This window comes from Pseudoalteromonas sp. T1lg76 (genome assembly GCF_002964725.1).
GTDB lineage: Bacteria > Pseudomonadota > Gammaproteobacteria > Enterobacterales > Alteromonadaceae > Pseudoalteromonas.
Window position 1 is genome coordinate 1 of sequence record NZ_PQCE01000003.1, and the last position, 19,902, is coordinate 19,902.

At 50.3% G+C, this 19,902-nt stretch carries 20 protein-coding genes, 4 tRNA genes and 1 pseudogene; 10 read left to right on the top strand and 15 right to left on the bottom strand.

What is annotated here, in order from left to right; all coding sequences use genetic code 11:
* Positions 1 to 3: 3 nt before the first annotated feature.
* The 6 genes from C2M35_RS00575 to dnaQ form a co-directional block, all read right to left on the bottom strand.
* Positions 4 to 80 (bottom strand) — tRNA-Asp (locus tag C2M35_RS00575).
* Positions 81 to 110: 30 nt separating this feature from the next.
* Positions 111 to 187: transfer RNA gene (locus C2M35_RS00580), tRNA-Asp, on the bottom strand.
* A 26-nt stretch (positions 188 to 213) separates the two neighbouring features.
* Positions 214 to 290: transfer RNA gene (locus C2M35_RS00585), tRNA-Asp, on the bottom strand.
* 24 nt (positions 291 to 314) lie between these two features.
* Positions 315 to 391: transfer RNA gene (locus C2M35_RS00590), tRNA-Asp, on the bottom strand.
* A 100-nt stretch (positions 392 to 491) separates the two neighbouring features.
* Positions 492 to 629: a hypothetical protein gene (locus C2M35_RS15620; protein WP_158677884.1), complete on the bottom strand. Its 138-nt coding sequence runs from the start codon at positions 627 to 629 to the stop codon at positions 492 to 494.
* Positions 630 to 777: 148 nt separating this feature from the next.
* Positions 778 to 1,491: a DNA polymerase III subunit epsilon gene (gene dnaQ / locus C2M35_RS00595; protein ID WP_105200560.1), complete on the bottom strand. Its 714-nt coding sequence runs from the start codon at positions 1,489 to 1,491 to the stop codon at positions 778 to 780.
* 66 nt (positions 1,492 to 1,557) lie between these two features.
* Here dnaQ and rnhA point away from each other — a divergent pair, with 66 nt between their 5' ends.
* Positions 1,558 to 2,022 (top strand): ribonuclease HI, encoded by a 465-nt coding sequence (gene rnhA, locus C2M35_RS00600; RefSeq protein WP_105200561.1) that lies wholly within the window; start codon positions 1,558 to 1,560, stop codon positions 2,020 to 2,022.
* A gap of 100 nt (positions 2,023 to 2,122) precedes the next feature.
* Positions 2,123 to 2,920 carry an MBL fold metallo-hydrolase gene (locus C2M35_RS00605; protein ID WP_105215594.1) on the top strand — a complete coding sequence of 266 codons (798 nt, stop codon included), beginning with the start codon at positions 2,123 to 2,125 and terminating at the stop codon, positions 2,918 to 2,920.
* Here the strand turns inward: C2M35_RS00605 and C2M35_RS00610 are convergent.
* Positions 2,897 to 3,670, bottom strand: a complete 774-nt coding sequence (locus C2M35_RS00610) for a class I SAM-dependent methyltransferase (RefSeq protein WP_105215605.1) — start codon at positions 3,668 to 3,670, stop codon at positions 2,897 to 2,899. The genes C2M35_RS00605 and C2M35_RS00610 overlap by 24 nt on opposite strands.
* A 52-nt stretch (positions 3,671 to 3,722) precedes the next feature.
* Here C2M35_RS00610 and gloB point away from each other — a divergent pair, with 52 nt between their 5' ends.
* A complete protein-coding gene (gene gloB, locus C2M35_RS00615; RefSeq protein ID WP_105264390.1) occupies positions 3,723 to 4,487 on the top strand; it encodes a hydroxyacylglutathione hydrolase in 765 nt (254 codons plus the stop codon).
* Between the two features lie 92 nt (positions 4,488 to 4,579).
* A complete protein-coding gene (locus C2M35_RS00620) occupies positions 4,580 to 6,142 on the top strand; it encodes a LysM peptidoglycan-binding domain-containing protein (protein WP_105215609.1) in 1,563 nt (520 codons plus the stop codon).
* Positions 6,143 to 6,208: 66 nt separating this feature from the next.
* On the opposite strand, the pseudogene C2M35_RS00625 reads toward C2M35_RS00620, so the two are convergent.
* The 3 genes and pseudogenes from C2M35_RS00625 to C2M35_RS00635 form a co-directional block, all read right to left on the bottom strand.
* Positions 6,209 to 6,651 (bottom strand): annotated as a pseudogene (locus tag C2M35_RS00625) (flavodoxin).
* A 41-nt stretch (positions 6,652 to 6,692) separates the two neighbouring features.
* On the bottom strand, positions 6,693 to 7,511 hold the full coding sequence (truC, locus tag C2M35_RS00630; RefSeq protein ID WP_105264391.1) for a tRNA pseudouridine(65) synthase TruC: 819 nt from the start codon (positions 7,509 to 7,511) through the stop codon (positions 6,693 to 6,695).
* On the bottom strand, positions 7,504 to 7,830 hold the full coding sequence (locus C2M35_RS00635; protein ID WP_105257834.1) for a YqcC family protein: 327 nt from the start codon (positions 7,828 to 7,830) through the stop codon (positions 7,504 to 7,506). Before C2M35_RS00635 ends, truC begins: the two co-directional genes overlap by 8 nt.
* 103 nt (positions 7,831 to 7,933) lie before the next feature.
* On the opposite strand from C2M35_RS00635, the gene C2M35_RS00640 reads away from it, so the two are divergent.
* The gene (locus C2M35_RS00640) at positions 7,934 to 8,965 is read left to right on the top strand and encodes a DUF3549 family protein (protein WP_105264392.1); all 1,032 of its coding nucleotides are present in this window, start codon (positions 7,934 to 7,936) and stop codon (positions 8,963 to 8,965) included.
* Complete coding sequence (locus tag C2M35_RS00645; RefSeq protein WP_105200570.1) at positions 8,965 to 9,264, top strand: DUF3301 domain-containing protein; 300 nt, start codon at positions 8,965 to 8,967, stop codon at positions 9,262 to 9,264. Before C2M35_RS00640 ends, C2M35_RS00645 begins: the two co-directional genes overlap by 1 nt.
* A 539-nt stretch (positions 9,265 to 9,803) precedes the next feature.
* Here the strand turns inward: C2M35_RS00645 and C2M35_RS00650 are convergent.
* Entirely contained in the window at positions 9,804 to 10,445 is a 642-nt protein-coding gene (locus C2M35_RS00650; RefSeq protein WP_105264393.1) for a GNAT family N-acetyltransferase, read from the bottom strand.
* Between the two features lie 68 nt (positions 10,446 to 10,513).
* Between C2M35_RS00650 and C2M35_RS00655 the strand changes: the two genes are divergently transcribed.
* From C2M35_RS00655 to C2M35_RS00665, 3 genes are all read left to right on the top strand, one after another.
* The gene (locus C2M35_RS00655) at positions 10,514 to 10,744 is read left to right on the top strand and encodes a DUF2789 domain-containing protein (protein WP_105200572.1); all 231 of its coding nucleotides are present in this window, start codon (positions 10,514 to 10,516) and stop codon (positions 10,742 to 10,744) included.
* 146 nt (positions 10,745 to 10,890) lie between these two features.
* Positions 10,891 to 11,157, top strand: a complete 267-nt coding sequence (locus C2M35_RS00660) for a hypothetical protein (protein ID WP_105200573.1) — start codon at positions 10,891 to 10,893, stop codon at positions 11,155 to 11,157.
* A 2-nt stretch (positions 11,158 to 11,159) separates the two neighbouring features.
* On the top strand, positions 11,160 to 11,933 hold the full coding sequence (locus tag C2M35_RS00665; protein ID WP_105264394.1) for a Zn-ribbon-containing protein: 774 nt from the start codon (positions 11,160 to 11,162) through the stop codon (positions 11,931 to 11,933).
* A 2-nt stretch (positions 11,934 to 11,935) separates the two neighbouring features.
* Here C2M35_RS00665 and syd read toward each other — a convergent pair whose 3' ends face one another.
* Entirely contained in the window at positions 11,936 to 12,478 is a 543-nt protein-coding gene (gene syd / locus C2M35_RS00670; protein ID WP_105264395.1) for a SecY-interacting protein, read from the bottom strand.
* A 56-nt stretch (positions 12,479 to 12,534) separates the two neighbouring features.
* Between syd and queF the strand changes: the two genes are divergently transcribed.
* Complete coding sequence (queF, locus tag C2M35_RS00675) at positions 12,535 to 13,383, top strand: NADPH-dependent 7-cyano-7-deazaguanine reductase QueF (RefSeq protein WP_105200576.1); 849 nt, start codon at positions 12,535 to 12,537, stop codon at positions 13,381 to 13,383.
* Here queF and C2M35_RS00680 read toward each other — a convergent pair.
* Genes C2M35_RS00680 through C2M35_RS00690 form a run of 3 tightly spaced genes read right to left on the bottom strand, consistent with a single transcriptional unit; the run spans position 13,370 to position 19,796 of the window.
* Positions 13,370 to 14,263 (bottom strand): peptidylprolyl isomerase, encoded by an 894-nt coding sequence (locus C2M35_RS00680; protein WP_105264396.1) that lies wholly within the window; start codon positions 14,261 to 14,263, stop codon positions 13,370 to 13,372. The genes queF and C2M35_RS00680 overlap by 14 nt on opposite strands.
* 17 nt (positions 14,264 to 14,280) lie before the next feature.
* Positions 14,281 to 18,042: an autotransporter assembly complex protein TamB gene (gene tamB / locus C2M35_RS00685; RefSeq protein WP_105264397.1), complete on the bottom strand. Its 3,762-nt coding sequence runs from the start codon at positions 18,040 to 18,042 to the stop codon at positions 14,281 to 14,283.
* Positions 18,039 to 19,796 (bottom strand): autotransporter assembly complex protein TamA, encoded by a 1,758-nt coding sequence (locus C2M35_RS00690; protein ID WP_233997956.1) that lies wholly within the window; start codon positions 19,794 to 19,796, stop codon positions 18,039 to 18,041. Before C2M35_RS00690 ends, tamB begins: the two co-directional genes overlap by 4 nt.
* Between the last annotated feature and the right edge of the window lie 106 nt (positions 19,797 to 19,902).

Sequence of the window (19,902 nt, forward strand, 5' to 3'; positions counted from 1 at the left end):
AAATGGCGGAGTGGACGGGACTCGAACCCGCGACCCCCGGCGTGACAGGCCGGTATTCTAACCAACTGAACTACCACTCCGCAGTATCTATATTCTTTAATTATTCCTAATGGCGGAGTGGACGGGACTCGAACCCGCGACCCCCGGCGTGACAGGCCGGTATTCTAACCAACTGAACTACCACTCCGCGAAGGAATATTGTGTTTGCTTAACTGGCGGAGTGGACGGGACTCGAACCCGCGACCCCCGGCGTGACAGGCCGGTATTCTAACCAACTGAACTACCACTCCACAGAGTAAGCAAACTGGGATAATTGGCGGAGTGGACGGGACTCGAACCCGCGACCCCCGGCGTGACAGGCCGGTATTCTAACCAACTGAACTACCACTCCGCTTTATCCAAACTGTTCAGGACTCTGCCCTGACAGCGGCGTGAATGATACGAATCACCCCTTGGTGAGTCAACAGTTTTTTTGAAATTTTAAGGCTTTTTTAGTCATCTGGCATCGAAAGGTTTAAAATTTCACCTGATTTATCACTTTTTGAGCCATTTTTACCTAAGTTTGCTTGTAAAGCACTGATATAGCCTTGTTGTTTTTTCCACCAAAACAGCAAATTAGCACCTGACATTAGTGGCTTTTTCAGAGCGAAAACACGACGAAACAGGCACCAATCAGCAAATAATCAACTTGCCCGGAACCCGCTAGGGCAACTCATTGCCTGCGGATAACAAAGACGGCACGTTATCCTGCACATCCTTGTTGTAAAAGCCTGGTATTTATTCACCACGCCATAAACAGCTGCCACCCTCTTTGGCGACCAAGTCCAAACGCTCTTCATGCTCAGCCAGCTCAGCTTCGCTGGCGCGTATCACACTAAGCGGGGCTCGATCGCTCGATAGGCGGATAATACCGCCGCTGTTGGCACTGTCTTGTTGTTCGTTATTTTGCGCTAGATTCAGTTTTTTCTGGCCCCCGGTCATGGCCAGGTAAACATCGGCCAAGATCTCGGCATCCAGTAAGGCGCCGTGCAAGGTTCGCTTTGAGTTATCTATATCATAGCGACGACATAAGGCATCCAAACTGTTCTTTTGACCCGGGTGCATATTTCGGGCCATAACCAGGGTGTCAAGAACCTCACAGACGTCCGCGGTTTTTGGCAGGCCGCGATTAAGCAGGGCAAATTCGTGATCCATAAAGCCGACGTCGAACGGTGCATTATGAATGACAAGCTCAGCACCGCGAATATAGTCAAGAAACTCATCGGCTACCTGATGATACAAGGGCTTACCCTTTAGAAATTCGGTGGTGATACCGTGTACATCTATGGCTTCGTCTTCGATACCCCGTTGCGGATTGATATAAACATGAAAGTTATTGCCGGTCAGGCGGCGATTAACCAATTCCACACAGCCTATTTCTATAATGCGATGGCCGTCTTTGGGGTTGATGCCCGTGGTTTCGGTATCTAGGACTATTTGTCTTTGCGCCATATCAGTTTACGCTCATATTTGCTATCTTTGCTGCTTCGGACATTGTACATAATAACAAGGTAAAGCGTGCAAAAAAGCGTAGAAATTTATACCGACGGCTCCTGTTTAGGTAACCCCGGACCGGGCGGCTACGGCGTGTTATTACGCTACGGAGAACATCAAAAGACGCTCAGCCAGGGCTATAAGAACACCACCAATAATCGTATGGAACTGCTTGCGGCCATTGTCGCCCTTGAATCCCTTAAACGCCCCTGTCATGTCGATATCACCACCGACAGCCAATACGTAAAACAAGGCATTGAAAGTTGGATAGACAATTGGAAGAAGCGCAACTGGCGCACCGCCAATAAACAGCCGGTAAAGAATGTCGACCTATGGCAACGTCTTGACGCAGCTCGTACTGCGCACCAGGTAAGCTGGCACTGGGTAAAGGGTCACAGCGGCCATGATGAAAATGAAATCGTTGATGATTTAGCTCGTGACGCGGCCATGAGCCATAATTTATTGGTGGATGAGGGCTACCAAGGTTAGTCCCAAAGATGCCGCCGCCGTTAGCCGAGGCTAACTTTACTCAAGGGTGTGAATGTTATATAACGAATGGATATAACTTATAACTAATTTTGGAATAGCTATGTCACTCAAGGTCATTCCCTTTTTCCATGATGACAGTAACACCCTGAGTTACATTCTTTATTGCGCCCATACTAAGGTCGCGGCGGTGATAGACGCCGTCGCCGACTATAACAGCGAGTCGCATACCCTCAGCTATAGCAGCGCCGACAAGCTGCTGGCCTATATCAATAAGCATCAGTTACAGCTGCAGTGGATCATTGAAACCCATGTTCATGCCGATCACCTCAGCGCCTGCGCCTACCTGCGCCAGCACAGTCACGGGAAAATCGTGGTCAGCGAGCATATCACCGAAGTGCAACAAACCCTGAAACCCATCTATCAACTGGACTGCGCCACCGATGGCTCGCAATTCGATGTGCATGTTAAAGACGGCGATATTTTAGCTCTGGGTGACCTGAATATTGAGATTATTGCCACCCCGGGCCACACGCCCGATGGCATTAGCCTCTATTGCAATAATCAGGTGTTTATTGGCGACACCCTGTTTATGCCGGACTCCGGCAGCGCCCGTTGCGATTTTCCCAATGGCAGTGCAGCACAGCTGTATGACTCCATCACTCGCCTGCTGGCCCTACCCGGGCACACCAAGGTGTGGGTTTGTCATGATTATCAGCCCAATGACCGCGCCCTGGATTGCCACAGTACAATCTTGGAGCAACGCCAGGCAAATGTGCATTTGCAACAGCGCAAAGAGGATTTTATCGCCCAACGCCAATTGCGAGATGCCAGCCTAAACAAGCCAAGACTGATGGATATCGCCGTGCCCTTTAATCTACAGGGGGCGCTGGTCCTTTAAGGTTTTGTTGGTGCGTCCTCGGCGACTCACCTCCACTCCCTTGATGGCAGGCTTAAAGGTTGGACGAGCCTGCCACTTGGGTTTGATTGGCGTCAAAGGTGTCACTCTTTTGCGCGCCACCAGCATATAGACACTGCCCATGGGTTTTAGATAATGACGGCAAAAGCTGCGCCAGCGAGCAAAGCGGGATAACCGTGAGCCACGCGCTAAAGAGGCGTGCAAAAAACGCTCCTCGGCAACCAATTCAAACCCCAGTAAATCCAGCCAGTCTTTAACCCTTGAGGGGGTAAAGAAACGACCGCTCCAGGGTAATTTTTTTCGGCTAAAAGGCATCAAACTGGCTAAGCCACAAAAACTAAGAGGATTAAAACCAGTAATAACTATATAGCCACCGGCTATCAGGGTGCGATGGGCTTCCCTGAGTATATGGTGGGGATCTGTGTTGTATTCCAGGCACAGGCTTAAAACACAGGCATCAACACTGCCCTCGGCAAAGGGCAACTCATCCACCTCGGCAATCACCCCGGCCTTTGGCGTACGCGCCGCCACTCCAACCTGGTGCTTGATGGGACTGGCGGAAGTATCCAGTTGCACGCTGAGATCACCTATTTTCAACAGGTGATAGCCAAACATGCGCTCCAGCCAAGGCTGCATCTTGCGTTCAATATCGCTTTGCAGATACTCGCCATGAGGAAACTGCCCCCAGGCATGGGGCGGCGGATGTCTTTGCAAACTCAGTGCTGGTTTCACACAATTAGCTCGTTATACTAATGAATATGTTAACGATATAGAGCAATGGCCCATGGTGCAAGTAGAGGCAATAAAAGCCTACAAGGATAATTATATTTGGGCGCTACAAGGTAGCGATAATAAACAGGTAGTGGTCGTCGACCCAGGCCTGGCAGAGCCGGTTTTTGACTACCTTAAGGAGCAAGGCAAAACTCTGGCCGCCATCCTTATTACCCACCATCACTGGGATCACACCACAGGGGTGGACGCACTCAAACAGGCCTATCCACAAATCACAGTGTACGGGCCTAAAAACAGTCCCTTTACTGATGTCGATGTCGCACTTGGCGACGGCGATACGCTAAGCGTGCTTGGATACGACTTTAAAGTTCATACCACCCCAGGACACACGCTTGATCATATTTGTTATATCGGAGTCGGCCTGGTTTTCTGTGGTGACACCCTGTTTAGCGGCGGTTGTGGGCGTCTGTTTGAAGGCAGCGCCGAGCAGATGTGGCAATCAATGCAGGTTTTTCGGGCATTAGATGACAACACACAAGTTTATTGCACCCATGAATATACGCAGGCCAATATGCAGTTTGCTGCTGCCAGTCAGCCCAATAATGCAGATGTCTTAGTCTACAAACGCGAGGTCGAGGCCAAGCGTGAGCAGGATCTAAACACCTTGCCGAGCACCATAGGCCTGGAAAAACGCATCAATCCATTTTTGCGTGCCAATGAAATAGCCCTGAGCGCCCTTCCCCCGCAATATCGGCCACAACAGGACGATGCGGCGGCCAAGTTTGCCGCCCTGCGCGCCTGGAAGGATAACTTCTAAGGCCATTGCGAGCTCGGCAAACTGTGCAAAATTTGTCTACGCTCATAACTTTTTGCTAGTATGCGCGCAGTTTTTGCAAAAATTAACGGTTCATGAACAAGATTACCTATTCGCTGGCATTGTTGTTGGCACTATTAACGGGCTGTACGGCAACCGAGACCACTCCGGTGGCACAATTACCGGATAATGGCGCCAGCCCGCAAGAAATAAGTGAAGCGCTCACCCTGGACCTGCTCGATGATGGGCAGCAGCTTGAGGCCGACAGCGAAGAGCCGGTACCCGTTTTTGATGATGTATGGGAGCGCATTCGCTTCCAGCTCTCTATCGACATACCACAAAATCGCCCTGTGGTGACCGAGCGTAATTATTATGCCCGTCATCAAGCCTATCTGGATCGCATCTCACAACGCGCCGAACCGTATCTTTACTACATAGTTGAAGAAGTGGAAAAGCGGCAGATGCCCATCGAAATCGCCCTGCTGCCCATAGTTGAAAGTGCCTTTGACCCCTATGGCTACTCCCATCGCAGCGCCAGTGGTATCTGGCAATTTATGCCGCAAACAGGCAAGCGTTTCGGCTTAAAGCAAAACTGGTGGTACGACGGTCGTCGCGATATTCCCGAGTCGACGCGCGCGGCTCTAGATTACCTGTCATATTTGCACAAAACCCTTGAGGGCGATTGGCTTAACGCCATCGCCGCCTATAACTCGGGCGAAGGCCGGGTGATGCGCGCCATTAAAAAGAACCGTCGCAAACACTTACCTACCGACTTCTGGTCCTTAGAGCTACCTAAAGAAACCACCGCCTATGTGCCTAAGCTGTTGGCCCTTGCCGACTTGCTAAAGCGTCAGGATGAGTTTGGTGTACGTTGGAATAAAATCGTTAACGCCCAGGTCGTTGACCGCGTCGATGCCGGTACACAAATCGATCTTGAGATGGCAGCAAAAATGGCGGGCATTTCCTTGTCGGAGCTATACCGTCTGAATCCAGCTTTTAACCGCTGGGCCAGCGACCCTGAAGGGCCACATCATTTATTACTGCCGCTCGACAGCATAGAGCGCTTCGAGAAGCGTCTGGCGACGGCACAACTCAAAGACCGCATGCGCTGGCAACAGTATGCTGTGCGCTCCGGCGACAGCCTGTCCTTGATTGCCCGCAAGCACAACACCAATGTTAAAGCCATTCAAAGCCTTAACTCCTTATCGTCCACCAATATCCGCGTCGGCCAAACCCTGATGATCCCCTTATCGGACCAGGGTGCCGCCCATCTACCCGAGCGTGTACGTTTGGCTGTTAATGGCGGTTCAAGTGTGACCCGTAGCCATACGGTGAAATCCGGCGATACCCTGTGGGATCTCAGTCGCGAATATGATGTGACAGTAGCCCAGCTTAAAGCCTGGAATAACCTTAAAGACAATGCGGTGCTGCGCCTGGGACAAAAGTTAAAAATTCGCCAGGCGGCCAACTCGGGGGCCGTTAAAAGTGTTAACCGCACCATCACCTACAAGGTGCGCCGCGGTGATTCCCTCTCGCGTATCGCCTCGCAGTTTGGTCTGCGCGTCAGCGACATTCAAAAGTGGAATAAACTGGACAGCAAAAAATACCTGCAGCCTGGGCAAAAACTCAAACTGATTGTCGATGTAAAACGCGGGTAATTTATGAACGAAAAAAGCGCTCCTTGAGCGCTTTTTTTATAATTTAAAGAGTAGTTTATTACCTGCTTAAGATTGCGCTACCAAGCGCTCCACCCAAGGCAGAGCGACAGGCTCGGGCTCAAAATCAACCATGGCATCAATATCCAAGCGTGGTTGGATAATCTTGCCTTGTAGCTCAATAAGCAGCTCTTCAAACTGGCGTCCACCGCCGCAAAAAGTCTCGCCATAACTGCTATCGCCGAGGGCAATCACTGCACAAGGTTTAGCACCCAGTAGCGGAAACTGATCTTGCAACCTAAATACAGTGGCAAGATGTTATCCGGCAAGTCGCCCTGCCCCGTGGTCGAAGTGACCACCAAAATCTGTTCGGCGGCAATAATATCTTCCACCTGAGGGTTATCAACTAGCTTAGCACTGCCGCCCAACTCGTTAATATGAGCGCTGAGGGTTTCGGCAAGACGTTCGGCGGCGCCATACACACTACCGTAAAAAATACTTATGGTTGCCATTTATGGTCCTTTACATAATACCAATTCACTTAAATAGCTAATCATTCTAGCGAGCTAAACATCATGCTAACAGCCTTGGTATAATAACTTTCTTCGCTTTGCGGCCAGCCCAAGCGTGCAAAAATTGCCAAAGCCTGCTCGCCAAGGGGCGCACGAATATGAATTCTTGTTTGCGTATAAGGATGCACAAAGTACAGATCCGTTGCAAACAGCATAAGGCGGGTGCAGTCGAAATGGTCAATAAAAAAGTGGTTTTGGGTGTTATCACCATGGTTTACGTCATTAATAATGGGATGGTTAATGCCGTTAAGGTGACGACGGATCTGATGCTTGCGCCCGGTCTTCGGCCAACACTCCACCAGCGAATAACGCACACTGGGGAATTTTCCTAGGCTTACTGGCAGGCTTGCCTGATGTAGGCAATGCACCTGAGTTTGCGCCTCTTGCGGCCCTTTATTGGTGTCGGCAAACTTATCGGCAATTTTATCCAGCTTTTCTTTTAATGGCCGGTCGATAAACCTATCTTCTGGTGCAAAGCCACGTACTAAAGCCAAATAACGTTTACAGATCAGCTTGTCGCTAAACAGAGTTTGCGCATCCCGCGCCGCTTCGCTGCTAAGGGCGAACAACAAGACGCCTGAAGTAGGCCTGTCGAGACGATGCAAAGGGTAAACATGCTGACCTATTTGGTCACGCAGCATTTGCATCGCAAACTGAGTTTCTCTTTTGTCTATGGGCGAGCGATGCACCAGCAAGCCGGACGGCTTATTGATAGCAATAAAATGCTCGTCGCGATAAAGGATCTCCAAGGGCTCGATCGGCAGCACCTCAATCTCATGCGACTGTGTTTGTTCACTCATAAGTGCCACCCGCATCGTGGCTTAAATGCTGATCCAAAGCAGTAAGCACCTTATGTAGGTCCAAGTAACGTCCGGGCCACTGTACCTCGGCCATGGGTGTCAGCGCTATGCTACTTGGCAGCACGGCGCGATTTTGTACCAAGACGCGCATTTTTACGATAAAGACAAATTGCAACCACTGCTCAAAACGCAGGGTATCGACGCAAAAGGGCTGCCCAGAGTGCAGCAAATGCGCATCTATGGGTTCGGCTTGCCACAATTTATGTGCCTGTAATTGAGTTTCTAGCTGCTGTAACAGCGACGCGGTTTTATCGTACATACTAGGAATTAAAAAAATTTAGCAGCCGCCATAATAGCATTTCCCTTGGGTTGATGACGCAATATGCCTATAATTTGCGGAATTTTATTTCCAGGAGCAGCCCATGACTGCAAATATTGCCACCCTAGCCGAGCTACTCGACGCCGCAGGTACTACCTGGCGGGTGTACGACATTGGCCGTCGCGTGCAGAAACTAGATAAAGCCACCTTTGCCGACATCGAGTCAACCAAGCAGGCTTATCCTTTCCCTTTGGCACAGCATGCCCTACTCGCCATACAATTCTGGGATGCCAAGGCCTCCGCAGAGCCCTATGTGTGGTTTTTAAAGTTGCCACTGGATGAGCAAAGTAAACTGGTTGCCGCCAGTCGCGATCACTTCGCCAATATGGTGCTAGAAGCCGTGGGGACTCAATTACTGGGCGATGAAAAAGAGCAAAGCAAGCTCGACAACAACCCTTATGTGTTTACCCCCAATGCCAATAAGCGCGCAGCCTTTAATGCGCATATTAAGGTAGAGCTACGCCAAAGTGCATCTCAGTATTATGAGCACACGCAGCTGTATTTCAGCGGTAAACTGGGTTGGCAGCAGTGGCAAAGCATAGCGGTGCAAGGGCTGGCGGATTTTGCCGCGCGCTTAAACCAAGGCGATAACGAGCAGCGGTTATGCAGCGCTTGGGAACATCTTCCCGCCGAGGTACGCCAGCCTTTAGCGGCACAACTGGAAAACGCTCAGGTATCGACACAGGTGGCAGAGATGCTACAGCAATCGATACAGCATGCCTTAGGTAAAAATGACAAAGCCTTGTTGATAGACAGCCTGCGTGCTATCAGCTTTGCTCCTGCTTCTGGCATCTGTTGCGCCGCCATCGATGAGGTCCTGGCATCAAACTGGGCTGAAGATGCGGATATTTGTCAGGTGATCGCCGGGCGTTTATGGACTCACCTGCAAGCGCCGGAGCGCCTTGCCGCCTTTATGGAGAAAAGTGCGCAAATCACATCCGAACAGCCTGTTTTTGCCAGCCTGTTTGCCGATCTCGTTGCAATCCCAACGCTGCGCCCCCATGTCTTAGCCATGTTAAGGTGCGAGCAACGCTCTGAAGCGCTGTCGCGGGCAATTGGAGGCTTGTTCTCTTAGTGGCAACTTTATGGATGTTAATGCTGGTCGCGGCGGTGATCGGCTTATTTTGGTATCAGCGCAAGTTAGCTGAACAGGCGCGGATACATGCGCAGCATCAGTGCCAACAGCTGGGTGTTCAGCTTGTCAGTGTGGCCTGTCTAAAATGGCGTATTGGTATATTAACTAACGGTAAGTTGGGAATACGCAGCACTTATCTGTTTGAGTTTTCGAGCGATGGTGAGAGCTTGTATCAAGGAAAGCTGTATATGGACAATGAGCGCCTGCACGGCAAAGACATTCCGCCACACAAAATATAAAGCGCAAATGTAAGACATAAAACTAAGGCGTGACCCTGGTCACGCCCTAATCTAACTCTTCCCTGTGCGATATCCTCTATCGCTGACCACCATGGTCGTCCTTACACCTTCCTGGTTCGATTACCTATCTTAACCGACAGCACTCCGTGCCCTAATTCCTGCTTCGTCCTGAAGTGTCCACTTGCCATCTTGGCTATTCCTAGGCTCCAAGCCTTCCCTGTACTTCCTGTACTCCAGTCCCTGAACGGCTTTCCTAACCGTCTATTCCCTTGCTATTCCTGCAACACCTTGCTTTGTTGGCCTCTATCCCTTCCTTGGCCCGGTACATCCTGCACCCTTGTCTTCCTGACTCTTATAATGATAGAGAAAAATGCCGCCAATACAGCCATTAGGAAGCAATCAAAACCAGTGTCATTAAAATGACATAAAAACAAATGCCTTTAAAATCATGTCATTGAAATTTTTTTGATGCTTTTTTAGAAAGTAAAACACAGGAATACCGCACATCAATGTGAGATATTTCCTACAAGCGAATTTCCCTATACGCCATTGCTTTTATGTTTGAAAAGCAGCTCGCCACTGACCTTACTAAATTGCAATGTCTGCAATACTTCAAAACCGTGGCTGATAAAAAAGTCGATATGAGGTTGTTGGGTGACAAACACGGCCATGCCTTTAAGATCATTATCCTCCTGCATCAGGCTATCCAGGCTATTTAACAGATAATGCCCTAAGCCATGACGTTGGCTTTGCGGCGCTACGGCAATAAAGGCCAAAAACAAATAATTACCCATGGTTTGCAAGGCATTGCGTATGGTTTGCTCTTTTTCAATAAGCTGCTGGGTAGTCAGGTAACCGGCGCTCATCATTAATTTCAAACGCCAATGCCAGTAACGCTGGGCCGGCAAGGATGCCGCCGAGGCAAACACGCAGGCGATGGCCTGTAACCTGTCGTCTTCAAATAACCCCACCAAAGGTTGTTTGGCCTGCCAAAAGGTATGCAGCTCTTCTCGAATTAAGGCGCGCAATTTCTTTTCGTAGTGTTGCTCTGACTGTTCATGGCCATGGAGCAATTCCCGCATTAATGGGTCTTTATGATAGGCTTGATAAATCAGGCTGGCGGCTACGTTTAAGTCCTCTGGAGTAAGGTATTTGACCCTGTATTCGACGGTCACTGACATAGAATTTCCTTGTTATCATTGTTGTTCTATATTTAAACATAGTTGCTATCAACAAAATTGAGAAACTCATGGATACCTCAAAGCACAGTATGAATACCCTGTTCGATCAATTGGGTCTGCCGAGCAGCGATAGCCAGATTGAACAGTTTGTTAGTAATCACAAACTAGATAACAGTCTTAAACTTGCAGATGCGCCATTTTGGTCCAATGCCCAGCGTCATTTTATTAGTGAATCTCTTGCCGAGGATGCAGATTGGGCGGAACTCATTGATATTCTTGATGCTCAGCTTAGACACTAGGCTGTAACCGGGCGAATTTGGCGCCAGCACTGGGCTTGCGGACAGTTTGGGTTCAGCAAAATCGCACTACACTGCGCGGATATTTTTCGCCCCCAAGCGAATCTGCCTTTATAATGCGTCGATTTTCAGTAAGAGGACCTAGCACAATGAACCCTGTGGTGTTTGAAGCGATCAAAGCCCTATTGGCTCAAAACAAAACCCCTACCGTTGCCCTAACCAAATCCATGTTAAGCGAACCTGTGCCCATGCCGATGATCATCGCTGCGGTCAGCCAATACAAGAATAACCCTGAAGCCTTCAAGAACATGGTTATTGAACCTAGTACACAGATCTCGCAACAAAAATCATCGCAACTGGATCGTATTGAGCAAAAACTTGATAAACTATTGGCTTTATTAGAAGCCAAGAAATAAAGATGTTTGTTGCCGATTTAACCTTTGACTGTTATCAAGATACTCAATTAGCCGACGCCGAGCAGGCGATCAACCAAATGGTGGTGGCACTGCGCGCGAATGGGCAGATAATCGGTGACGAATTTCCCACGGTATTAAAAGAGGGCTACTTTCTTACCCGGGTCATGTGCCCAGAAGAAGACTCGCTGCATCCCTTGCATCACAGCCCTTTTGTTAAACACGCCATCAACAAACTTAATGAAGCCGGACTGCTGGCGCCCAAGGTTAAGGTGATCGGTCAGGATATTCATGCCAACAGTGCCGACGCCTGCGACGAGCCGAGCTGTTATATTCTCTATACCACCTATTTGCATACCTGCAGCCCGTTGTATTGTGGCGATGATTTCTTGCCGGTGCCACTTTATAAACTCCCCGCCATTGCCAATGGCGATTACAAGACCTTAATCAAGTGGCAAGAAGACTGGCAGGCCTGCGATCAACTGCAGATTAACGGTGCCACCCGTGCAGAATTTGCGGCGCTCGATGAAATGAGCCTGCTCGATAGCTCGCTCACCCGCCGAGGTCTGGACTTGAGCAAGCGCATTCGTTTTCTTACCAAAAAGCCGGTGTACTACTATTTGTACCGAGTTGGTGGGGAGAGCCTGCAGCACGAACAACAGCGCCGCTGTCCGGGCTGTGATGGCGAGTGGGCACTCGCCGAACCTTGGTTTGGCTTATTCGATTTTCGCTGTGAAAGCTGTGAGCTGGTCTCGAATATTTCCTGGGATCACCAATAGGGTTAAACAACCTCAATGGCGTCTAGTAAGGCGCCAATATTCTCAGCTAATACATGGTGCGGCTCCTTGCCCACATATTCTAGGCACACGGCTCCGTCGCTTAAGCGCACCGTCAGCAAGAGGTCGTCCTGCTCGGTTAAACCGATAAACACAGTATCCTGTTGCTTTAAACGGCGCTTCATCAGCACATGACCGGTAATATTTTGCTGCAAACGCACAAAGTCTTCTTCATTCCAGGGCAATAACAGATCGATACCGCGACCATCGATTTGCGCCGGCAAGTTACCGCCATAGCAGCTGCAAAACAGCTGCTCCAATTGCGCCGGGAATTCAACCTCTAACGCCTTGGCCAAATCGCTTAAGGTCGCCTTATCATCGCGCACATAAGTTTGCCACTGTACTTGTTCGCCCTGCTCGGTGCCGCTGATGGCCGCCGGACTAGGTGACTCGGGGTCGATATAGGCCAAAGGATTAGAATTAAACTGGGCCTGGTGCTTATCGATATGGGTTTGTAGTGCCTGTTGGAGTTGTGTGCTTACACTCATGCATGCTTTCCGTAAATTCGTTATAATGACGTCATTGTAACTAGATTTATAGCATCATGACAGATTACCGTAACGCCCCCGAGCTGCAGGCCAGCATGCTGGGTAAAACCACCGAATACAAAGACTCTTACGATGCGAGTCTGCTCTACCCCATTGCCCGTAAGCTTAACCGCGATGATTTAGGCATAAATGAGCAGGCGCTGCCATTTCAAGGCGAAGACCTGTGGACCGGCTATGAGCTTTCCTGGCTCAATAGCAAGGGCAAACCACAAGTGGCGGTAGCGGAATTTGTGTTTCCCTGCCAAAGCCCAAGCATTATCGAGTCCAAATCGTTTAAGCTGTATTTGAACAGCTTTAATCAGACGCGCTTTGAGAGTATGGACAAGGTACGGAAAGTTCTTGAAGCGGATCTGAGTCAGGCAGTGCAAACTCAGGTTAAGGTAAGCTTGTACGGACCGGACGACACATCTTTGTTTGCCGCCACGCCAATGCCGGGTTTCTGTATCGATGAGCTGGATATAGAAATTGATACCTTCGACCTTGACCCGGCGCTGTTACAACTTGCACCTAATAGCGAACAGGTAGAGCAAACCCTGCATAGCCATCTGCTCAAGTCGAACTGTTTGATCACCTCGCAACCGGACTGGGCCAGTGTGGTGATACGTTATAAAGGACCGCAACTGAGTCATGAGTCCCTGCTGCGCTACCTGGTATCGTTTCGCTCCCACAACGAGTTTCATGAGCAATGCGTAGAGCGTATTTTTAGCGATATTATGGCGCTGGCCAAACCGCAAGAACTAGAGGTCTATGCCCGTTACACCCGTCGCGGCGGCTTGGACATCAACCCCTATCGCTCAACGCATCAGCAACATATTCCCTTTAGTCTGCGTATTAATCGTCAATAACGCTGGGCACCGCCATGGCGCAGGTATCTATGTAGTTCGGGGTGGCCACAAACCAGTCCTCCGGGCGGTTCTTTCGAGCCGCTACCAGCGCCCCAAAGCGTGGCGAGTCGGTACGCATCACGCGAATTTTTGGCTGTTGCGCCACTTCCAATTGACTGGCAAATTGCAAGTCTTGAATAGGATTAAAGGGCATTTGCTTGCTACTAGGACGCTGTAACTGCTGCAGGTGCTCCATGCCACTTAGGACGCGACCAAATACCGTGATGTTTTTATCCAAATAGCGCGGGGCGTGGCCTATTACCACATAAAACTCACTGGTGGCACTGTCTACACCATTGCCTCGGGCCATGCCTAGGGCGCCCATACAATGGAGCTGCCAGGTTTGCGTACCTGCTTCATTTTGACCTACGGCAAAGCCGTTGATAAAGCCACTGCGCGGCGCATAACCGTCATTGTAATTAACTTGGATATCAAGGGGCATGGGCTGCTCACTGTGCCAGACGAACTCCTGCTGCAGCGGCGCAATATCGGTTTTTTGCTCCCCGGCCCCACCTTGGGCGACAAAGCCTTCAACAAAGCGATACATGCTTAGCCCTTGATAGAATCCAGCTTTGGTCAACTCGCGCAGTCTCTGCACATGCTTAGGCGCCAACAGTGGGTTCACCTCAAGATACACGGAGCCGGTTTGCAGGGTGAGGATCATCAGATTATCGCTATCCACCTGACGCCAGTCCGACTCCTGAGCGGCGGCGATAATTTGCCCCGGCGATTGCGCAGCTGGCTTAGCCGGGTTAAAGGCATATGCCTTAGGAGTTAATTGACCGCTCATTTGCGCAGCCAAAAGCCCCGCACTGAGCAAGGCTAAGGATTTTTTTATCATTATTATTTCCCTATTATTTAATCGATATCGAAGCGATAAAGAATATCCAGCGTATCATACAAGCCGCTGGTCACCTCGATATAAAGCTTTTGCAATACCTGATAGCGCACCGCCACCTCGGAGATAGACTCAAACACGCCAACACTGTATTTAACCTGGATCCCCGGAGCAATATAACCGGCGATTTCCACCTTGGTATCATCGCCGCTGCCGCTGGAGTTAAGGGTCACATCACGCAAGCCGATGGACTCACCTATGCGCGATACCAAGCCTTCACCACGATTGGTGCCCTGGGCCAGTAGCATACGCGTTAGTAAAGCATCGGTATTAGTGTCGCCATCCCCTAAGGGTTGGCCGTTGAGCACATACGACAAGGCTTGAGAGCGGTCCATGGCGGGCTCGGAAAATACATGCAGCTGCGGTTGCTCTACGCTGCCAACCAACTCAATGCCGGCCACCACACCATTGGCGGTGTTATCTGGGTTACGAATGGCGCGGACATTAATATGAGGCTTATCCAAGGTACCGCTAAAACCTATTTGTCCTGTGCGGATCAGCAGATCTTGGCCAAAGGCACGGTATTTCCCATCCACCAAATTCAGCTCGCCCACCGCCAGGGGATGACTTTCATTATTGGCGGTGATCATCAGGTCGCCCTTAATATAGGACTTCAAACCAAATGAATCTATATACACATCGTCTTGAATATTAACCTTTAAATCAACATCATACATAAAAGGCACGGTCTGCTCCTGCACCGGAGCATCGACAATGATTTCATCATCACTGACCTTCACCGCCCCCTGCGGCAGCTCTTTTATTTTAATGCGACCATAGGGGACGTCGACAATGCCCCCCACCTTCACCTGCTGGGCATTCACTTCAATATTAAGGTCTGGGGAAAGCGCAATCATGATGCCCTGATCGGGAATGACAACAAATCGCTGCCCCTGCACCTTAAGTGTCAGGTGCGGTTGCTCGCCTAACCATAGGCCTTCACCGCTCACATTTAAGTCTCCCCCATCTGGGTTGGCCAAGTGACCGGTCACCTGGATTTGCTCACCCGCCAATTGCACATTTAGGCGCGATTCGGCTAAAGATAGGGGCAAGGTTTCCCCCTCTAAAGACAAACCTTCTGCATTAATTTGGCCATGCACCAAAGGCTGACTGATATTGCCGGTAAAACGCAAGTCGGCACTGATATCCCCGGCCAGATTCTTAACCTCGGGAGCTAATGCAGCAAGCTTAGTAAGTTGCACACCATCCATTTGCAGTTGCCCATCGAGCTCCTGCGCCGCCATCACATCGGTAACCTTAAGGTTGGCGTTCAAGTTCCCCAAAATGGATGATTTCAGCTGTAACTTAGCCTGAGCCTGGTTAATATCGCTGTGCAAAGACAGGGCTAAGGTTTCAACGGGGAAGTTATGCAGTTGTTGCTGATAACGATAACTCGCCTGCAATTGTTCACTTTGTAGCTCGACATCTATTTGCGGCGCCGCGCCGCTGCGCCATTTAAACTGGGCATGACCTTTGGCTACTCCCGTCAACCCGGTATGAGGGCCAAGATACGGAGTTAACGCCTGCAAATATAAGTGCGTTAGCGTGGCTTTCGCCTCGCCTTGCATTGGGTCTATGTTTGCAGGCTCAAGGCATAAATCCAGCGCCTCACCGCGCAGACACAAACGCTCCGAGTGCAGCGCCTGCTTGGCCAAATCCAGATGCACCTTGGTCGGTGCAGCCAAAGCCACCTGATGCTCCTGAGATTGGAGTTCAAATTGCTCCAATTGCAGCTTTATTTGCTGATATGACGACGACAATTCACTGGTAAAAGCACTTTGCAACTGTGCCAGTGGCGAGTCCAGACGTAAGGAGGTTTGTTGCACCTTGTCGCTGCCACGGGATTGTAATTCAAGGCTATCAAGGTGTTCCCCGCCGGTTTTAATGCCCGATAGCTGAGCAGAAATATCATACTGAAGCGCGTCTTGATATTCACTTTCAACATCCAGGTTGAGGCTGTCCACACTGACGCCTGCACCTTGTACTTGGGCCAGTTGAGCCTCAAGCTTTATCTTCGGTGCCAAACGCTGGCCACGGATCTGCAATTGGGCCTGACCCTTGGCGCCATAACCTGGCATCAATGGCGTGTCGGCGGACAAGGCCAAAGCCCCTTCGAGGCGCCACTGCTCGTCTACCTCCCCCTTGAGGTTTAAGATATTGTCGCCCTGGCGCAGCTGCAACTGACGTACCACGCCATGCAGTGAACTATTGAGGTCGAGATCGGCCTGCAATTGCAGCGCCATGTCGTTTACCGTCCCGCTTAAGGTCGAGGGGGCCACCGCCAGTTGCCACTGGCCTTGAGAGTCCATTTCGAAGGAGCCAGATACCTGGCCGGAAATATCACTTTGCACCGTATCGATAAGATATTCGCTATGCAGATCTGCCAGCTCGGCGCTAAATTCAGCACTTAGGCCATCGCGCCAATTAAGCGCTGTTTTTACCTCGGCTTTACTTTCACCTGCCAGTAATTGCAATGACTCCACTTGCAGCGAGCTTAACGTCCCATTGGCGTTTAGTTGGCTGTGCAGCTCTGGGTAATCACCCAACTGCGAGTGCAATGTCAGCTCAACTTGATAGTCGTCGATATTACCCTGTGCTTGGATTTCGCTTTGCAGCAATTGCAAAGTCTGAGCGCCCGAGGCCGAACTCAATGGCAGCTGCCATTGCTGTTGCTTGGCATGCAAGGTAAAGGGCCAGTTGCTTTGTCGCAGCTCTGCTGTGGCGTTCAAGGTCAGCGGATATTGCCCCTGATTTGCCAATGTAAATTGCAGCTCGCTAAGGCTGCCACTCACATCCAACTGGCTATGCTCGCCCAAGGCTTTCACTTGCAGCGCCAATTGCAGCGCATTATCACCAGAGAAAGCAAGGTTACCGCTTAGAGCGGCGTGCAGTAATTCGGCCTGGGTTTGTGTATCAGTCGCCTCAAAAGGTAACTCATAGCTGAGGCTAACTTGGTCGATGGCCAGCTTATTTCCTAGCAAGGCCGCATTTAAGTGCACATTGCTGAGCTTATGTGTGTTTTCCCCTTGCACCAGGGTTGCATTATTTAAGGCAAAATCCTGAATACGAATATCCAGACCGAGATCAAAGGCAATCTCGGCCAGTGGCGGCAATTGCAACAAGGGCTCGCTTTTTGGCTCTGGTGCCGCAGGAGCCAACTCAAGCTGCAGCTCTTTTACCTTAAAGGGCTTAACCTTGATGCGGTTACCCTGGGCGCTCAGGCTGGCACTCAGATCCTTTACCTGGATCTCTTGCCCCGCCACGGCGATGTCCGCCTCGCCAATGGCGAAGCGTTTAACGGCAATATTAGGTAATTGCAGTTGCACCAGAGGCCCGCTCGTTTGCCTCTTTTCATCATCGGCATTTACGTTAGAACTTGATACTGAGTCCTGTTGTGGAGCGGCACTGATGCTTTGTACGCTTAAACGCTTTGCGGCGATATTATCTAAACACACGCCGACACAGCCGAAAATTCGCACGTCAATCTGCACTGCCTGGGCATTCAGAGTCAGGCCATCACTTTGGTATTGCAGCTCAAAGGGATCATTGGCAAGCAAACGCCCCTGTTTTAGCTCTATATTAAGTCCGTCGACCAGATTATTGGCTATGGCCACCAGGGTGCGATTGCCATATCCGGTAAAGAGTAACAGCGACAGCAACAAGATCAGGGTAAAAAGAGCTGCGGCGAAAACTTTTAGGCTTAAGGTAATAACGCGCTTCATAGCTCAGGCCCCACGGTAATACTTAATCTTGTGGTATTGCCAGGACTGGCTAGGGCCCAGGCGTGATCAAAACGAATGGGGCCAACGGGCGTAAGGTAACGCACGCCAAAACCCACGCCCACAGAGAGCTTTTCGGAAAAGTCGTTGGTGGCCGTACCGGCATCGACAAACAAGGCGCCGCGCCAGTTGCTGGCAAACTGATAGTTATACTCCAAAGTACCAGTTACCAGGTACTTACCCCCAACCTTGGCGCCATCAACCTCGGGGGAAATAGACTCGTATTTATAGCCGCGGATGCTTTGATCGCCACCGGCGAAAAAGCGCAGCGACACAGGTACATCACGGATGCTATCGACATACATGGCGCCCAAATTGACGCGGCTAAAAAACAAATGACGCTGCCAATAGGTTTCTAACCAGGCATATTGCAACTGTACCCGCACTATATCCGTGGAAGATTCAAGAGAATCAGCACCGACCTCGGTACTTATCAGCCATTGTCGCCCCCAATAGGGAGTTGTGCCCCCTTTCGAACGCTTGCGGGCAAAACTGACACCAGGCAAGAGCATTTTCGTGGTTTTTTCTTCATCGGCAATGCGGAACTCTTCGAACTCACGACGGATAAAGACGGTGCGAATCCAATCATCCTCTATCTTCCATTGTCGCTGTACCAGACCGGTTAAGGTTTTTGAGAAGATATCCGTGTCGATATTGTCTTCCAGCTTATAACCAAGACTAAAGCGCCAAATATCATCTATGGGGTCGTCTACTGGGATAGTATAAGAGAGACTGATATCCTGCTGACGCTCGGACACATTAAGGTTACTTTCTAAATAGTGGCCATCTTCGCCTATCCAGGGGCGCGACCATTTAAAACGCACCTTAGGACCCAGGTCGGTCGAATAGCCACCGCCGACCTCGAAGCTGTCTTGTGGTTTATGCAGCACCTCAACACGAATTGGCACTTCATGGCTGCTGCGTTTGGCGATATCAGCGTAGACGCGCACGCTACTGAAATAAGGGGTTTGCGACAGGGCCAGGTTAAATTCGCTGACCTTATTGGCATTGTAGGCCTGTCCGGCTTTGAACTCCGCCAAAGAATGAATATAACCGCTAGCCGGCGTGTCGGTGGCAATATTTAAGGGGCCAAAGTGATAGCGTATTCCCGTGCTCACCACCAGGCTGATATCCGCCCGATAATGGCTGCGATCTATGGCCAAACGCGCCTGCTGCCATTTAGCGTCAAAATAGCCAAGCTCCAGCAGTTGCTTGTCGATAGCGCTTTTGGCCGCATCATAGTGGCCATGATTAATGATCTCGCCGACTTTAAGTGGCAACTGCGCAAGCACCTGAGTCAGCTCTTTATCCTGCAGTCCAGGCCCCAGCAATTGATAATCCAGGTTTTCGATGCGTGTCGCTTGCCCGGGTTTGATTTTCGCGATCACCTTAGGGTTAGCGGTATCGTCTTCTAAGTGCAGCTCCACCTCGGCATGATAATAACCCAGGGCTCGCATACTCAGTAAAACCTGCTCGGTGGCATAACGCTGCAGTTGACGTGTTGGCTGCTCGCCACTGAGCTGCTGCAAATACAGGGCAACATTTTGCTCCAGCTCACCTTCAATACCGTCAATGCTGTACCCTGATATTACCCGCCCTTGGGGGAATTTCCCGGGCTCAGCGCTCCATGCGCCAAGGACGTCGAATGAGCACAAGGCCAGCACCAATAGCAGGCTTGTTAGTAGGTTTAACCTCAACTTACTGTGTCTCCATTGCAATCACTTTACCACCGCCTGTGTCAGCCTTTTTAATCGCGTGTAATTCCCGGGTCTGTTTAATCTGGGCAATAACCCCAAACGCCAA